Annotated in this window: 14 protein-coding genes; 5 read left to right on the top strand and 9 right to left on the bottom strand. The window is 50.5% G+C overall.

All coding sequences use genetic code 11. From position 1 onward, the window contains the following. Positions 1-267: 267 nt before the first annotated feature. Positions 268-840 carry a hypothetical protein gene (locus tag IQ268_RS05545; RefSeq protein ID WP_193876384.1) on the top strand — a complete coding sequence of 191 codons (573 nt, stop codon included), beginning with the start codon at positions 268-270 and terminating at the stop codon, positions 838-840. On the opposite strand, the gene IQ268_RS05540 is transcribed toward IQ268_RS05545, so the two are convergent. Beyond that, positions 837-2,111, bottom strand: coding sequence for an ATP-grasp domain-containing protein (locus IQ268_RS05540; protein ID WP_193876382.1), 1,275 nt, complete (start codon positions 2,109-2,111; stop codon positions 837-839). The genes IQ268_RS05545 and IQ268_RS05540 overlap by 4 nt on opposite strands. A gap of 235 nt (positions 2,112-2,346) precedes the next feature. On the opposite strand from IQ268_RS05540, the gene IQ268_RS05535 reads away from it, so the two are divergent. Continuing rightward, positions 2,347-2,538 carry a hypothetical protein gene (locus IQ268_RS05535; RefSeq protein ID WP_193876380.1) on the top strand — a complete coding sequence of 64 codons (192 nt, stop codon included), beginning with the start codon at positions 2,347-2,349 and terminating at the stop codon, positions 2,536-2,538. Positions 2,539-2,693: 155 nt separating this feature from the next. Here IQ268_RS05535 and IQ268_RS05530 read toward each other — a convergent pair whose 3' ends face one another. The 6 genes from IQ268_RS05530 to IQ268_RS05505 form a co-directional block, all read right to left on the bottom strand. Beyond that, entirely contained in the window at positions 2,694-3,278 is a 585-nt protein-coding gene (locus IQ268_RS05530) for an HdeD family acid-resistance protein (RefSeq protein WP_193876378.1), read from the bottom strand. A gap of 159 nt (positions 3,279-3,437) precedes the next feature. Further along, positions 3,438-3,911, bottom strand: a complete 474-nt coding sequence (locus IQ268_RS05525) for a TspO/MBR family protein (RefSeq protein WP_193876376.1) — start codon at positions 3,909-3,911, stop codon at positions 3,438-3,440. A 142-nt stretch (positions 3,912-4,053) separates the two neighbouring features. Next, positions 4,054-6,249, bottom strand: a complete 2,196-nt coding sequence (locus IQ268_RS05520; protein WP_193876374.1) for an ATP-binding protein — start codon at positions 6,247-6,249, stop codon at positions 4,054-4,056. Between the two features lie 167 nt (positions 6,250-6,416). Then, entirely contained in the window at positions 6,417-7,448 is a 1,032-nt protein-coding gene (locus tag IQ268_RS05515; protein ID WP_193876372.1) for a histone deacetylase family protein, read from the bottom strand. A gap of 83 nt (positions 7,449-7,531) precedes the next feature. Further along, positions 7,532-8,743 (bottom strand): chromate transporter, encoded by a 1,212-nt coding sequence (locus IQ268_RS05510; protein WP_193876370.1) that lies wholly within the window; start codon positions 8,741-8,743, stop codon positions 7,532-7,534. Positions 8,744-8,847: 104 nt separating this feature from the next. Then, a complete protein-coding gene (locus tag IQ268_RS05505) occupies positions 8,848-9,633 on the bottom strand; it encodes a Crp/Fnr family transcriptional regulator (RefSeq protein ID WP_193876368.1) in 786 nt (261 codons plus the stop codon). A 295-nt stretch (positions 9,634-9,928) separates the two neighbouring features. Between IQ268_RS05505 and IQ268_RS05500 the strand changes: the two genes are divergently transcribed. Both IQ268_RS05500 and IQ268_RS05495 read left to right on the top strand, forming a co-directional pair. Further along, positions 9,929-11,443, top strand: coding sequence for an FAD/NAD(P)-binding protein (locus IQ268_RS05500; RefSeq protein ID WP_193876366.1), 1,515 nt, complete (start codon positions 9,929-9,931; stop codon positions 11,441-11,443). A 403-nt stretch (positions 11,444-11,846) separates the two neighbouring features. Beyond that, the gene (locus IQ268_RS05495; RefSeq protein ID WP_193876592.1) at positions 11,847-13,004 is read left to right on the top strand and encodes a precorrin-8X methylmutase; all 1,158 of its coding nucleotides are present in this window, start codon (positions 11,847-11,849) and stop codon (positions 13,002-13,004) included. A gap of 71 nt (positions 13,005-13,075) precedes the next feature. Here the strand turns inward: IQ268_RS05495 and IQ268_RS05490 are convergent, their stop codons facing one another. Then, positions 13,076-13,336 (bottom strand): hypothetical protein, encoded by a 261-nt coding sequence (locus tag IQ268_RS05490; RefSeq protein WP_193876364.1) that lies wholly within the window; start codon positions 13,334-13,336, stop codon positions 13,076-13,078. A 232-nt stretch (positions 13,337-13,568) separates the two neighbouring features. Next, entirely contained in the window at positions 13,569-14,741 is a 1,173-nt protein-coding gene (gene eis / locus IQ268_RS05485) for an enhanced intracellular survival protein Eis (RefSeq protein WP_193876362.1), read from the bottom strand. Positions 14,742-14,947: 206 nt separating this feature from the next. Between eis and IQ268_RS05480 the strand changes: the two genes are divergently transcribed. Next, positions 14,948-15,904, top strand: a complete 957-nt coding sequence (locus IQ268_RS05480) for a phosphorylase (protein WP_193876360.1) — start codon at positions 14,948-14,950, stop codon at positions 15,902-15,904. The last annotated feature ends 24 nt before the right edge of the window (positions 15,905-15,928 follow it).

The raw sequence follows: 15,928 nt of genomic DNA, 5'->3' as shown, positions 1-15,928 counted from the left end.
CCCACAGTTCTACCGTATTGCACAGCTCGCCCGATAATCAGATTGGTTATGATAGGCAAGTGATTGATTGCTGACAGATATCCTGAACCTCAACGAATTGACCAGCATGGGTTTCCAGGTTCTATCGGGAGATGACTTTGCAGGGGTGCTGTTTGTTTGCAGGAGGCCGAGCGGAAGCTCTGGATTCCCGGCTTTGCCTTGGAAGTTTTGTGAAATGAACAGGGGTAGATCGCTGTCGCAGTAGTGATAGCACAATTAAAAACGCAGATGACAACAAACATGATTGCAATATTGGGATGGGGTTCATTAATTTGGAAGCCCCAAAACCTTCAATACATTGGAAACTGGGAAACAGGCGGCCCGGTTCTGCCGTTGGAGTTCTCAAGAATAACCAAAGAGCGCCCTCTCACCATCATCCTTGATCCAGAAAATGGAGTGGCTTGCCCGACTCGGGTTGCCCAAAGCGCCCAATCCAACCTAGCCGATGCCATCCGAGATCTCATGCAGCGTGAAGGAACCACCGAGGAGCGCATCGGTTATGTCGAGTTACAAGGCAATCAAAGCTCTCTTCAGATGTATCCAGAGCAGATCAAAGTAGACGAGACTATCCGCCGCTGGTGCAAAGATAATCAGGTCTCTGCGGCGATTTGGACGGCTATTCCACCCAATTTTTCTGAGCGTCTGGGGATTAAATTTTCGGTAAACTCGGCCATCGAGTATCTCAAAACGTTACCAGAGTCGGCTCAGGCCAGTGGGTTGGAGTACTTTCGGAAGACCCCTGCTGAAATTCAAACACCATTACGCCAACGGGTTGCGATGGAATGGTCGGAAGCGGCTTAACGGTATAACTGCAATCCCTTACCCTGTAAGCGTTGCTCAATGCGCTGGATGTCCTCAATGGTTTCTCCAGCCACGATGCCGTAAATTTCAGTGTAAATAGTGCCGTACTTAACCTTCTCCAGAGCAGACAGAACAATGAAATCTTTTTGTTCTAGTTCTGGCTTCAGGGTTGTGAGAATAGAGTCTAATGTTCCATTCATACGGTAGTCGCTGGAGTACTTTGCTGCCTCTTTTCCCAATCCTAGTAATGTATGGCGCTGTAAGCAGAGTGGGGTTGACCCATTGACGCGAAAATTGGCATCGATCGCATACAGTTGACCATCCCGATCTTCTAAAACATCAAAGCCAATGACCCCAAAATACCCTTGCTGGTGAGCATAGGAACCAATGGCGCGAATCATCTCAAAGAATTTTCTCATACTAGTGTCCTGGTAGTGAATCAGGCCACCAAGATAGTTGCCCTCTGGGGTAACGAGCTGCTGTGTAGTGCCGATGAGCGTGATATCTCCCGCTTTGTTGATGTAAAACTGCACACAGTAGTTTTGCACCGCATCATGGACAAACTCCGAGACAATAATCTCATCCAATAAATGAATGTCGAGATATTTCTTCAGTTCTTCGAGGCAATAGTTGCGATCGCTCGTATTTCTAATAATGTAAGTTCCCTCTCCGGACAGGCCATGTGAGGTTTTAATTAAGTAGGGGAACTGTTCGGGCAATGGCAGGTCTTCAAGGCTAATGTGGTGTAGGTTGTAGCTTTTATAGTTTGGGCATTGCACACCCAATTCTGCTAGCGTCACTTTGCTGAGCAAGCGATAGTGAACATCGGGATTAACAGCGTGTTTTTCAAACACTAAGTGATCAAATGGAAAGAGCGAAATCAGTTGATCGATGCGATCGCTCTGGCTCAAGTCATTAAGATAGGTTGAGCAATCAATGAGTTCCAGGTTGGTATAACTAAAGCCAAAATGTTCGCGCCAGTAGTGAAGCAGTTGACGGTGTATCGGGCTGATAACAATACCGGGAAGCGTGTCTCCCAAAACGGCCAGGTTCTTCCAGGGTTCCTTCTGACAGATTTTGTCAAAGGATGTTTTGGTGGCTTCACTACTGCCGTCTTGCAGAAAGTAATGGTTGGTGTTTGGATAGGCCGCCCATGTAGCAGTGGCAGGGTAATTTAGAATGAATGCGTATCGGGCATCGGTAACGTCTTGAGCAAACAGATCTGAAAAAGAACTCCCCTGAAAATACTGAAAGTCACCTGTTGAGTTCATAATAAATAGCTCGAATAAAGCAAATAAAGATAAACATGTTATGTAAAGAGACAAAGATTATCTCAGACAATCGAGCTTTTATCATCTTCCAGGGGATACAGGAAAGGGGATAGAATACAAACCCGTTCAGTCCGTCCGTGAGGAAGACCTCAACAATTAAGTCTAGAGGTAGGGCAAAGCGTGCCCTACCTGCACCTAAGCTTGAGAGTACCTAGATTTTCAAGGAGAGAGTGCAATGCCCATTGGTCGTGACAAACCTGAAAATCCTGCACCAGATACCGATCCTGCCATTGAAGCTCAAATGAGCTTGCTTGCGGATGCGGCTACTGATCCACAAGATTTGCTGTCTGAAGAGGCTGATCCCGTTAAGGCAGAGTCAGGATTGGAGGATACTCAGCCGAACAGGAACGATGAACCACGGAATTAGATATTAAGCGGTAGGCCAGCGACAAAACGTTGAATAGGCGTTTGGTTTCCCGTGCTTTAAACGAACAGCAGACAGCGATCGCTGTCTGCTGTTGGCATGTGATGTCAAAATCTCTTTATTATGGTTTATCAGAGAGATCAGGCATTACCATTACATCAGGTTGAAGCGGCTGAGTCAGTCGGGCTAGAGGCAGATGGGTTATCAATGGAGCGTGGATTCAATGATAACATGATGCGAGAAACGCCGGTAAACAAAACGCTGACCCCCAAGAGTGTGCCAATCAACCAGGGTGCATTGAACGGCCATTGAAACCAGATCATCGCGCCGAGCAGCAGTGTAATAATGCCATTACCCAATGCCCAAGTCCAATTTTGTCGAGGCCGTAAGCGAAAGGCCAGAATTAGCTCAAATACACCTTCTGTTAGCAAAAAGCTGCCCAGTAACAGCGTTAAAGTAACCACACCTGTAAAGGGGTTAAACAGAAGCATTAAACCCGTTGCAACGTAGAGAACGCCCAACAAAACCTTCCACAAAAAACCGCCCTCGCTGCGAGTTTGGAAGGCATAAACCAGTTTGGCTGCTCCAGCAGAAATCAGGATAAATGCAACCCAGGTTTCAGCGAAAATAGTTGAGAACCGGGGTAGGGCGATCGCAACGATTCCTAAAACAACTAAAAGTATGCCAATTAGAAGCGATCGACTTCCACTGGTTTTGGTGTCCGAAGAGAGATTGGCCGTCATGAAGCTTTCCTTTAACTTGAGTAAACCTTACGTTCAGGCTAGGAGATTTTTCAGGAGCCAGGTATTACCTAAAGATAGACCTGACCCTACGACCCCCGGCAGGGTAACGTCATCTGCGACAGGGAAGCCTCTCACTAAAACGAATGAATTGAGGTGAATTCAGGTTGCTTCAGGGTTCAAATCAATCATTCGTCGGGTGGTGTAGGTACCGATGGGACTCCAAATGATATAGGGTAAAAGCAACAAGGCTGCCCATCCTGAAATAGGCAAAACGAGTAGCGTTAACGCTACTCCCAGAACAAACCCTGCTCCTCCCAGAACGGTTCCTGCTGTGAGGCTATGCGTCCTTAAAGTGACAGGAATATAGGCCACTGTAATTATTTCTACAAGCAAGAAAAGCCCCATTAGCCACCAGGTTTTGGAACTACCCGGGTCATGATTCCATACGAGAATGGCTGACCCGGCACCACAGGCAAAAATCACTGTCCAAATAAACGGAATAGCCGGTTCAAAGAACAGCCAGTTCGGTCGATCCAGGCGTGCCGCCCAAGGAATATCACGAGGTTTGGTGAAGAACGTTCCCAGTGCAACCAGTAGGGTGATGCCGCCTATTATCATCCAAGGTTTAATCATTTCTTTCCCCTAGCCGCGTTCATGTCGCTCAGTCCAACATGCGTTTCACGATCGATCATGTCAGCTTAAGCAAGTGCCTGAATCAGCCTGTGGTTTGAAAAGACCAGCGCAGAACCATGCAATCAGCACCCAGCTATAGTCCTCAAACAGTCCTTGAACCTTGTTGCTGGAGAGGAATCTGAATAATGAATTCAGTTCCTTCACCAGGAGTGGAAAAGCACTCCAGTTTGCCGCTATGTTTCTCAGTAACGATTTGGTAGCTGATGGACATCCCCATGCCAGTGCCTTTCCCAAGGGGCTTGGTGGTAAAGAAAGGATCAAAGATTCGTTTTTGCACCTCGGAGGGAATACCGCTCCCGTTATCGGCGATCGCCACTTCTATCCACGCTTCGTCAATTAGAGAGGTGCGGATTGTAATTCGACTTGGATTGTTTTTAAGCTCTTGACACGTTCGTTGAGCGTTGCTTTCCTCTATCGCATCAATGGAGTTGACCAGGATATTCATAAACACCTGGTTGAGCTGTCCGGCGTAGCATTCCACGAGCGGTAGCGTAGCGTAATCTTGAATAACTTCAATTTCTGGTTGTTCGGGTCTGGCTTTGAGGCGGTGTTGCAAAATCAGCAGGGTGCTATCTATGCCTTCGTGAATATCAACCGCTTTGTACTCAGCTTCATCCATGCGGGAGAAGTTTCGTAATGACAGCACAATCTGGCGAATGCGCCCGGTTCCCAGTTCCATCGAAGCCAGGATGGTCGGCAAGTCTTCCTGCAAAAACGTCAGATCAATTTCATCAGCCGCCGTTTGAATTTCGGATGGAGGATGGGGATTGTGTTGTTGATACAACTGCACCAACCGCAACAAATCCCTGGCATAAACCTGCACATGAGTAAGGTTGCCATGAATAAAGTTGACTGGATTGTTGATTTCATGAGCCACACCAGCAACCAGTTGTCCCAAGCTCGACATCTTTTCGCTTTGAATAACTTGAGATTGAGTCCGCTGCAATTCCGCCAATGTCGTCTTGAGTTCTTCTGTGCGTTCTTCAACCCGGTCTTCCAGTTCTTCTTTGCTGTGTTCTAAGGCAGTGAATAACTCGCTTAGCCGTCCTGCCATGTGGTTGAAGGAGTAAGACAGGGTATTGAGTTCTTGAATACTGCTTGTTTCTACCGTTTGATCGAGATGGCCAGATGCCATTGCTTCACTGGCTTGCCCCAGGCGAAGAATCGGATGAGCAATCCACCGCGAGGTAAATACGCTCATGACAGAGGCAACAACCAACGCACCAAAACAGAGAACGATGGTGGTATGCGTATTAGCATCAATTTGCGCCATGAATACTTTTTCTGGCACACCAGTGACTACCAGCCAATCCAGGCCGTATTTGTCTTGCCACGGCGCAATGTCAACAAAATAGCGCTCTCCCTGGATCTCAACCTGAGAGTGCGTATCTCCGCTCACCTCAAACCCATTAGAGGCTTGAATGTGTCTGGCAATGGCCTGGATAATGGGGTCGGGGCTATCGATCGCCTGTAAGCGCTGAATTTCTTCGTTGTGGAGAATAAAGGGCTTCTCGGTGCTTGAACTGGCAATTAACATGCCGTCCCGCTCCATAATAAACACCTGTCCCGCCTGACTGACTGCCAAACTGCGTAGGAAATCGCTGAGTTTCAGTAGATGAATGTCGGCTCCAATCATTCCCAACAGGCGATTTTGCGAGTCATAGATGGGGCGACTCGCAGAGGCGGTGATGTATGGCCCTGTTGGAAAATATGCAGACACAACCTTTGCCCAAATCGGTTTGCCCGCAGCAACTGGCTCAATATACCAGGGTTCGTTGAGGTTGTCCCAATCCCAGCGACCATTCACCTGGATGCGGTTACCCTGCTCATCCAGCATGTAGTTTGTGACATTGTTTGGCAGTGTTGCTGTCCAGTCCTCAACGGTGATGGTTTTGCCATCGTACCGGGCAACGCCCATCCCTTCACCTGTGGTCAGGCCAATGCCGATGTAAGTCAGATCATACGCCTGCATCTGTTCCCAAAAGTACTGTCCCAGCGTCTCGCGATCGCGCACATCCAGCATCCCCCGGCGAATAGCCGCTGCGTTGATTTGGATCAGCGTTTGAGGAATAGAAAGATACGACTTCAGATGCTCGTCGATAACATCACTGGTGCGATCGATTAGCTGCTCTGCGAGGGTATTAACCGCTCGTTGTCCATTCTTAAAAGACAAATAACCGACCAGGCCAACAGCCCCAGCAATCTGGAGGATGAAAGGAACGACGAGAACAAGCTGTAATGGAAACGCCTTACCTCTAGAGAACTGCGGGGTTTTCATTGTGGGGAGAGCTTTATGCCAACTTCATGTGTTTATAAAATTCCCACGATATCTAAGCGGCTAACTCTCTAGAAACCTGGCAACGATGCCAGCTTGGTTAGATACCAGCTTGAACCAATCGCGCCGCATTGACCGGAATCCTGGACTGACCAACCCTAAAACACCCTCTAAGCGTTCTCGAACCCCAATAAAACATTTACCGCATTAATTCCCAGCGCTTCAACGGCATAGCCGCCTTCCATCACAAACAGAGTGGGTTTGGCAACACGGGCGATCGCCTCACCCATCCGCAGAAAATCCTCACTCACCAGCCGAAATTTGGAAATTGGATCGGTTTCAAAGGTATCGACCCCCAGCGAAATGACGAGCGCATCTGGCGCATAGTCGCCAATGAATTGGAGCGCATCCGTCAAAACAGGATAGTAGTCATCCCACTGAATGCCCCACGGCATAGGGTAATTGCGGTTGTATCCTTCACCTTCTCCGGCTCCAGTTTCATCGTCATAGCCGAGGAAATAGGGATACTCCTGTTTTGGATTGGCATGAATGGAGGTGAACAAAATATCGGCGCGATCGTAGAAAATTGCCTGGGTGCCGTTGCCATGATGATAATCGACATCCAGAATGGCGACTCGTGCGGCTCCTGCATCTCGCAACGCTTGAGCGGCGATCGCCGCATTGTTTAAGAAGCAGTATCCGCCATAAAAATCAGCAGCGGCATGGTGTCCGGGGGGGCGGCACAGGGAAAATGCAACTCGTTCGCCCCGTTGGAGCAAGGATTGCCCGGTAAGAGCCACATTGGCTGAAGATATAGCGGCTTTCCAGGTTCCAGCCGTAATCGGCGTGCCTGCATCAAAGGAATAGTAGCTCAACTTACCGTCGATCGTCTCTGGAATGCGATCGTGCCGCATGGTGCGGGTTGCCCAATTCAGCGGCAGCGCATCATAATCACCATGTTCAATGATCCAGGTATCCCAGGCGGTTTGCAAAAAGGAAACAAAGCCCGAATCATGGATTCGCAACACAGGCTCAAGGCCAAAATCGTGAGGCGCAATGACATCACCCAGCCCTGTTTCATGCACCCGCGACAGCAGCATTTCAGCCCGTTTTGGGTTTTCAACGGGTGGCATTAATTTGCCGTCAATTAATTCGACGGTGGCGTTTTGATAGCGGTGATCGTGACTGTAAACGGTAATCATTAACCGGCTGAATCAGGGGGACGGCAGAGTTTGGATTTTGAGTGTTGAGGGTTGGGTTCTAACCCCGATCGCTCCACTCCTTCTTACAGTAATGGCTGAAGGGCAAACCCAGCAATTCCGCCAGCGGCGACGAGCCATGCCGAGTTGATTTTGAAGCGGAATACAGCGATCGCGGCTAACACTGCAAGCACCAGGGTTGGCCAGTCGATAATGGCCGTAACACCCAATTCCCAGGTAACAACCGCCATTAAACCAACCGAAGCAGCATTCACACCGTCTAAAAAACCGCCAGCCCACGGAGACTGACGCAATTTGGGTACCCAGGGGTTGATAAGGAGTACCAGGGCGAAGGCGGGTAGAAAAATGCCGACAGTTGCCGCGATCGCTCCCGCATTTCCGGCTAGTAAATAACCTATAAAGGTGGCAGTAGTGAAAACAGGCCCGGGGGTAAATTGCCCGATCGCAACCGCATCCAGCAATTGTTCCGATGTGAGCCACTGCATTCGTTCCACCAAATCTCGCTGGAGGAACGCCAGCAGCACATAGCCGCTACCGTACAGAACAGAGCCAATTTTGAGGAAAAATAGGAACGTGCTGACCCAGGTCACTGGCTGCTGTGCCTCGGCTGAAGCCGTTCCAGCTTGCGCCAGCACCCCGGTCGCTGGCATTAAAACCGGGACAATGCGACGGCTGCGCTGCCAGTTTTTAACCAACATCACGCCTAACCCACCCAACAGCAGCAGCAAAATTTCATTAATTCGTAAAAAGAAGAAAACAATAACCGCTACACCAGCAATACCAGTGGGAACATCGCTAACCGCTTTTTTGCCTAACTTCCACAATGCCTGGACAACAATAGCAATGATGACGGGTTTAATGCCATAGAGCAGCCAGCCCATCTGCGGCAGGGTTTGATAGCGAGCATACAGAGCCGCCAAAATCCACACCATTGTCATGGCGGGCAAAATGAAGCAAGTGCCAGCAACAAGCAACCCTTGCCAGCCCGCCCGCTCGTAGCCGATGTGAATCGCTAGCTCAGTGGAGTTGGGTCCTGGAATCAGGTTGGTTACACCCAACAAATCCAGCAGTTTTTCTCGGCTCATCCACTGGCGACGCTTGATAATTTCATCATCCATCATGGCAATGTGGGCGGCAGGCCCACCAAAGGCGATCGCACCCAGTTTGAGAAATACCTGCGCCAGTTCATTTAAGCGCTGCTGGCGTTGCCGAGCATCCAGCATGGTAAACGGTATTGAGGCTTCACCGGGCTGAACCTCGCCCATTTCCTGCGACATCCCCTTGCTCCCCAAAGATACTTTTTTGACTCTGTTTCGGTAGGTATTAGGTACGTAGCAGGTTTCGTTGGATTGACCATGTTATCTAGAACACAATTTTTGAATTAGCGCAGCGGCCACCACGACACCTTGCCGCGTGTTGCGCTGTAGGCTTCCTTTAAGCCTTCCGCATCCACCACCCGAATTACATCATCCGCATCGTCGCCTGCTTTGGCTGTCTCCAACAATCCCACCTTTTGCATTCCCTTAATCACCTGCTCCACTGTGCGGTGATTGAGCTGGCTTGCCCGTGCAATCAGGTCAATGGGCAAATCTAAAACATAAACCCCCTCAGCATCGGGCTGATTGCCCAACGATCGCTCTTGATAAACGATCGCCCTTAACACAGCAGCAACCGCCTGAGGAGGGTAAGTGCTGCAATTGAGCAGGTGATACTGAAACTTTTCGCGCAGTTCAAACAATAAATTGTAGCGATCGCGAAACGATGGCTCTTGATACAGCGTTTGAATAGACGACAGCGGAATTTTGATGATGTCAGTGGTTTTGTACGCCTCAACCAGACTGGGAAACGCCCGCCCCACCAGACCATAGCCGAAGGGCAAATTTCGCATCCCGAAGCAGCTTCCTGGATAGTTGATGGCAATGATGCGATCGAGGGGTGTACTGCGAATGATGACGGGGCCGCCGCTCACCACCACATAAAGCACATCAAGCCATGTTTCGGGGCGAAACGCGGTGTAAATTGCCCGATTGGAATAGAGCTTTTCCTGTTTCAGCTCGTTCAGCGGCAAACAGTTGGCAAGCCAATTGGCATCCAGATCCTTAAACAAAAAATTCGTCTGGATAAGCATATCAATTAGATCCGGCTCAGACGATTTGGCGGAGGCCATAGTTACAACAACCGGGCGAAAGGCAGACGGTGGGGGCGTAGCATTCGGCAGATAGATCTTGCTGTAGACCCAGACGTATTGCCCGAATGCTACGCCCCTACGAGTGTTGGGCTGCAAATCGGGTTTTTAGAGCACCCTCTCAGCACGTCATCAGTGTAGATCCATCATCTCACCCAGGGGCGATCGCTACAACTTTGTATCGCAGCTCACTTAAATTTGAATTGAATTGAAATACAACTGAAATTCACATGTGTTACGATTCGGAACAAATTTGATTTCAGGTGAGCTGTTATCTATGGCAAGTTCTGCTATTCCCACACGGCAACACGGGGCGATCGCCTCACCAAAACCCAGAGCGATCGCCATCCTTGGCGGTGGGCTAAGTGGTGCATTGGTCGCAATCCATCTGTTAAAAACAGCACGGCACCCCCTGAGCATTACCCTCATTGACCGTCATCACCTGGGGCAGGGCACAGCCTACAGCACCTCCTTCGATTGCCATTTGCTCAACGTTCCGGCGGGCAAAATGAGTTTATTTGCAGATCAGCCCGATCACTTCTTGCACTGGTTGCAATCTCAAGGGAAATGGAACCAGCCCACTTTGGCTCAGTCCTTTATTCCCCGCAAAATCTACGGGCAATATATCCAGGCCACATTGGATCAAGCAGAAATCTATGCGTCTAGCCAGGTACAGCTACACCGGATAAGCGATGAGGCGATCGCACTTCAGCCAGTGCCAGGTGGTATGACGATTCATCTGCGGTATGGCAGCCCCATCCGAGCCGATCGGGTTGTCTTAGCGCTGGGAAATTTGCCGCCCGTGCCGCCGCCGGTGGCCGATCCAACGTTTTATAGCAGCGATCGATACATTGATTCAGCCTGGACGTTTCAACCCAATGCGGTTGCGTCAGACGCGCCAGTAATTTTGATGGGTTCCAGCTTAACGGCGATCGATACCGTCCTGGCGTTGCGGCAACAGAAGCACCAGGGCACGATTCATCTGGTTTCCCGTCACGGCTTGTTGCCCCACGCGCACAAACAGATAGATGCGACAGTGCCACCACTATCAGTCGGTTGGGATAGCAGCGTCCTCAGCCATGTAGCATCAACGAAGCAACCTATTACCGTTCGCCATGTGATGCGCCAGGTTCGTCAGGCTGTAGAGTCTGCTGTTGCCCAAGGTCACGATTGGCGAAGCGTGATTGATGCAATTCGCCCCCACACTCAACGGCTGTGGCAATCGCTCTCCGTCACGGAACAGCGGCGCTTTCTGCGACATGTTCGCGTATATTGGGATAATCATCGCCATCGGATTGCTCCTGGTGTTGCAGATGCGATCGCCCACCTACAGCAAATAAACCAGCTAAAGGTTCATGCCGGACGCATTTTGGCCTATGACGAAGACCGTGATGGCGTGAACGTGGTGATGCGTCAGCGATGTTGTCACGAACAAACCACATTGCGAGGCAGTGTTGTGATTAACTGCACTGGAGCCACAGGAGACTACCGTAAGGCATCGCAGCAATTGATTGCTAGCTTGTTGGATGCCAAGCTAATTTGCCCGGACGAACTCTCATTGGGTTTAAGGGTTGCATCGAATGGGGCAATTGTGGATGCGGTGGGTACAGTCTCTCAACACCTTTATACTCTTGGCTCTCCTCGCAAGGGAGAATTGTGGGAAACCACCGCAGTTCGTGAAATCCGCGATCAGGCAAAAGTCCTCACTCAGGAATTGCTCAGTTCAGTGCAGCCGCCAGCCAGTCACTCGTCTCATGGGCTGGAAACGCGATCCATTGCATTTTCTCAGTGAGACCAAACCATCGCAATTCAGTAACAGGATTCAGTAACAGGATGATCATCAGTCGGTTGCAGCGTCCTGCAAGTTTGTTTCAATGAACTGCTTTAGATGAGGCTGTTCCGCACTTACAGCCATTTTCATTTGCCTTCACCACACTCCAAACCGTACACCCCAACACCCATCTTGGCGAGACTGTGGCTGACTCGATTGAGAACTGCTGTAAAATTGGGAGACGTTGACGGTTAAGACATTTCCTGGAATCGAGGGATGGCGGGCGAATTCCTATCACATTCATCAGCACCGTTTCTTAAACGAGACTGGTTTCTGCTCTAATGGGGCCTTAAACGCGACAATGGAGATAGCGAAGTATAAACCAACCCACTTATCCCCAACCTCTGCCTTGCGCCAGTCTGATATGACGGCAAAACGCCTCACCATTAAAGAGTTGACCGATGCCGCTGGCGGACATGTCACTCCCCGCATGGTGCGTCACTATCACGATATTGGTTTGTTGCCACCCCCGGAGCGATCGCCCGGAAACTATCGCCTTTACACCGAAAAAGACGTGCAGCGGTTGAATCGCATTGTGGCGCTGAGGCAGCAGGGGTTTCAACTGTCGCACATTCAGCACTTGCTTAGCTCGAATCCTGGGGCAAACGATGATGCCTTACTCTCGAAGCTCCAGCAGCACTATCGCACTGTGATGCAGCAGTTGAACCAGTTGCGTCAAACCGCGTCTGCCCTGGAGCGGGTCCTGGGACACGATTCGGAATGCCATGATCAGCGAACTGCTGCGATCGCCCAACTGCAATGTCTTGAACTGGAAGCTAAAGACAGTTTATCTACCCTGGAAACCGTGTGGGATCAATTTGATGCCGCGACGGCTAACCATCCAGAAGCCTTTTCAGAATCGCTGCAACACCTGCTGCCGGATCTGTCGGATCGATCTGAAATTGAAGTGGATCTGTTGTCAAAGCTGGTGCTGGCCTGTGGGGATGTGGGGCTGATTCCGCTGGTGCAGATTAGTCAAAGCGCGATCGCCGCTGCTCGTGCTGCTCTCAAAGCAGGGTGTCCGGTGGTGGTGGATGTGCCAGCAATTGCGGCGGCGTTAGACCAGACTCGTCTGGCTCACCTGGGATGCACCGTAACTACTTTAATCGACAATCCCCACATTACTACTGCACTCGAAGCAGAACAGGCATTTTGGCAACGGCAACCAGGATTACCCATGATAGACGGAGCCATTCTGGTGGTTGGCTATGCGCCGTCTGTCTTGCTTTCGATCTGTGACCAGATTGATGCTCAGGCATTGCACCCGGCACTGGTAATTGGATTACCCATTGGATTTAGCCATGCCCCTGCGGCCAAGCGACGATTGGCGCGATCGTCCATTCCTTCTATCACGGTACAGGGAGCTTTGGGCGGCGGCTTGCTGGCGGCAGTTGCTCTCAATGCGCTAATGGATTCCCTGATTGAAAAGCCAGATTGTCATTGTTATCTGCTCCAAGAGCGACAGTCACCAGCAACGAGTTCAGAGGACGTGGTTCATCACAGTGGAAAAAGACAGAATTAACCGCTTTAGCAAAGAATGCGATTAATCCTGCCGCTACAGGAGGAGAGGGGCGATCGCCCCAAAAGACTCAATTACAGCTTTGCCAGTAAGAGCCGTGAAATATCGGCAGACTCAATTTCGGCGACCGGCTTTTGGATTTTGTAAGTCCGTGCCGGATGGCTCATAATCACAATTGCGGTTTCAATGGGCGGGCAGTTTGCTTCAGTGCAGCTTGACTGGCTAATGGAAACATGCACTTCTGGAGATAAGTTAAAGCGTTGATAGATTAGCGCCTTGATTTCCTGAACTTTGGCTGGGTCGATCTTGGGTTTGGTTTGCGAAAACAGATTCATAGAACACCCTTTGAACTAGATTGGTAGATGAGAAAACAGCCCCTCCGGATATAAATATCCTGTGGGGGGTGCGGTTCTGATGCGTTGTTCTGTAATACACCCTGGCGCAAACTCCCAACGTCAGCGGCCAGCCAAGCCTGGATTCAGGCGTGAAAGCCGATGCGAAATTTGAGCCAGATTTTTAGTGTATGGCAAAGCTGGAGCGATTGGCGATCGAAACTTACAGCGATTTTTAGAAGAAGTCAGGCATCCAGGGAGCAGCCCCGGCAAAGATTTGGGTCGCAGCCGCGAGAGCCGCGTCTGTTCCGTCTAACAATCCGGCCAGCCGCAGTTGATATGCGTTAAAGCTGCCTGTGTAGAGAGACGCTAACCCTCTAATGCTGAGCTTCAGGGCACCACTGCCACCTCTGGTCACTTTGGCGCGGCCATTGGCGATCGAGAGTACAACCAGGCCATTGTTTTCAGGCAGTAACTCGTCCTGAATTGCTAACGGTAGCTCCATTTCCAGGTAAGGCGGATAGCCTCGCTTTTCTAACGCCTGAACAACGTTGACAATTCGCACCATCCAGCGATCGATAGACCGGGCTTTGATAGTTTGTTCTGGCAACATCAGGGCTAAGGCATCCAAGTGCCCACCGCACCATCGCACGGTTTTAACTTGAGAACGGTGATCGGCCAGGAATGTCCACAAACTGCGTCCGGCAGCGGGTGTCAGCGCAACCCAGTCTTTGATCTCTAAAATAGGGCCGTTGTCTGCATGACGCTGTTTGAACACAATGTATCCTTCTGGATCGCCTGCTTTGCCAAATTCGTAGGCATACAGCGGTTTCTTATCATCCGTTTGCAGCAATCCGTGCCAGATGGCAGGATGGCGATCGAGGTTGCCATTGTTTGCCCTGGCTTGCTGTTGATAGAGCCGCTCAAACACAGTGTAGTCACTTACCTCTACTGCCCGAACTGGCAGCGATCGCTCTCTCATTTGGATGCTGTCGGTAGACACTTGCCAGCCGCAGTAGGCTCCACCCTGTTCATAGCCAGCCTTACGATACAACCGCTGGGTAGCCGGATACAGCACCGAAATGGGTACCTGGTTGGTATGCAGTTCTTGCAGCAGATGGTGAAGCAGGGCGATCGCCGCACCAGAACCGCGCTGCTCTGGCGCAACGCCAACGGCTGCTATCCCCGTCATGGGCACGCTCTGTCCGTTCCACCATTGCCCCATTGGAATGGCAGCCAGCCCTCCTGCCACCTGTCCTGCTTGCCGAATTAAACGAAAATTGGGGATTCCGATGCGGTTAAAGTATGTTTCACTGTCATCGAATATGAAACATTGGCTGAGAATAGCAGCCAATTGCCGCTGGTCGGCAGCATCAGAGAGCGTTTCGTAATCAACGTGCGACTGCATAAATCAACCACCGTCGTAGCGATACAGAATTAGTTTACGGTATGTCAGATAGGGGTTCGCTTACTTCACCCCGTTGCATCATCTCATTGGTGGATGGCACCTGAACCATCACCCGGTTGGCAACCGATCTCCGGGGATTAATGGGACACTAAAGAACAAATGAGACAGGCGATCGCTTTTCTCACGGCTGTTTTGGTAGGGCAAGTATGACGGAACACGATTTAACCCCCCCACGCGAGAATCTGCTAAAACCGGGTGCCCTCTGGCCACGAGTGACCCAGCAAACCCAACACGCTTTAGCCTGTGGTGCCCTTCAGTCTATTGCAACAGGGTACGAGTTTGTTGAACAGAATCAAGTTCGCTTTCTGGTGCGGATTCTGGTGAATTTGCTACGAAAAGATGAAGCGGAACAAAAGCAGAAGCAAGCATCCGTCCAATCGGGTCAGAGAGTGAACCCCTTTCTTCCCTACGACCCCAACTTGTTTGTGGCGCATCTCTCGCCCACTCATCTATGTTTATTAAATAAATTTAATGTAGTCGATCATCACCTGCTAATTATTACCCGCGCCTTTGAAGAGCAAGCTAACTGGTTGACCTTAGCCGATTTCGAAGCGTTGTGGGTGTGTATGAACGAAATTGACGGTCTGGCGTTTTACAACGGTGGCAAATTAGCAGGAGCCAGCCAGCGCCACAAACACTTGCAACTGGTGCCATTGCCCCTGGCACCCGCAGGCGGCAGAATTCCAATTGAACCCTTATTCGCCACAGCCACGTTCCAGGATTCCATTGGTACGGTGCCAGAGTTGCCGTTTGTCCATGCGATCGCCCGCCTCAATCCCAACTGGCTCGCCTCACCCCAGGCCGCAGCAAAAGCCACATTAGAGTGCTATCAAGCCCTGCTGCAAGCGGTGGGGTTATCGTTTGATTCAACCGATCCAAAACAGTCTGCGCCCTACAACTGGCTGGCAACGCGAGAATGGATGTTTCTGGTGCCGCGATCGCAGGAAGCCTTTGACGCTATTGCGGTGAACTCTCTGGGGTTTGCTGGAGCGCTGTTGGTGCGAAATCAGGAACAGCTACAGCGGTTGAAGGCACATAGTCCTATGACCATTCTGCAACAGGTGGCGATCGCCAAAGAGCCAGTGGCGACCCAAAACGAGTAGGGGGCGTTGCACTGCAACAACCCC

The organism is Oculatella sp. LEGE 06141 (genome assembly GCF_015207605.1).
Taxonomy (GTDB): Bacteria; Cyanobacteriota; Cyanobacteriia; order Elainellales; family Elainellaceae; genus Oculatella.
This window is presented reverse-complemented; position numbering and strand designations above follow the sequence as displayed.

Bases quoted from the DNA above. Each gene is read 5' to 3' on its own strand.
- IQ268_RS05545 (WP_193876384.1), top strand. From the start codon at position 268: ATGACAACAAACATGATTGCAATATTGGGATGGGGTTCATTAATTTGG.
- IQ268_RS05540 (WP_193876382.1), bottom strand. From the start codon at position 2,111: ATGAACTCAACAGGTGACTTTCAGTATTTTCAGGGGAGTTCTTTTTCA.
- IQ268_RS05535 (WP_193876380.1), top strand. From the start codon at position 2,347: ATGCCCATTGGTCGTGACAAACCTGAAAATCCTGCACCAGATACCGAT.
- IQ268_RS05530 (WP_193876378.1), bottom strand. From the start codon at position 3,278: ATGACGGCCAATCTCTCTTCGGACACCAAAACCAGTGGAAGTCGATCG.
- IQ268_RS05525 (WP_193876376.1), bottom strand. From the start codon at position 3,911: ATGATTAAACCTTGGATGATAATAGGCGGCATCACCCTACTGGTTGCA.
- IQ268_RS05520 (WP_193876374.1), bottom strand. From the start codon at position 6,249: ATGAAAACCCCGCAGTTCTCTAGAGGTAAGGCGTTTCCATTACAGCTT.
- IQ268_RS05515 (WP_193876372.1), bottom strand. From the start codon at position 7,448: ATGATTACCGTTTACAGTCACGATCACCGCTATCAAAACGCCACCGTC.
- IQ268_RS05510 (WP_193876370.1), bottom strand. From the start codon at position 8,743: ATGTCGCAGGAAATGGGCGAGGTTCAGCCCGGTGAAGCCTCAATACCG.
- IQ268_RS05505 (WP_193876368.1), bottom strand. From the start codon at position 9,633: ATGGCCTCCGCCAAATCGTCTGAGCCGGATCTAATTGATATGCTTATC.
- IQ268_RS05500 (WP_193876366.1), top strand. From the start codon at position 9,929: ATGGCAAGTTCTGCTATTCCCACACGGCAACACGGGGCGATCGCCTCA.
- IQ268_RS05495 (WP_193876592.1), top strand. From the start codon at position 11,847: ATGACGGCAAAACGCCTCACCATTAAAGAGTTGACCGATGCCGCTGGC.
- IQ268_RS05490 (WP_193876364.1), bottom strand. From the start codon at position 13,336: ATGAATCTGTTTTCGCAAACCAAACCCAAGATCGACCCAGCCAAAGTT.
- eis (WP_193876362.1), bottom strand. From the start codon at position 14,741: ATGCAGTCGCACGTTGATTACGAAACGCTCTCTGATGCTGCCGACCAG.
- IQ268_RS05480 (WP_193876360.1), top strand. From the start codon at position 14,948: ATGACGGAACACGATTTAACCCCCCCACGCGAGAATCTGCTAAAACCG.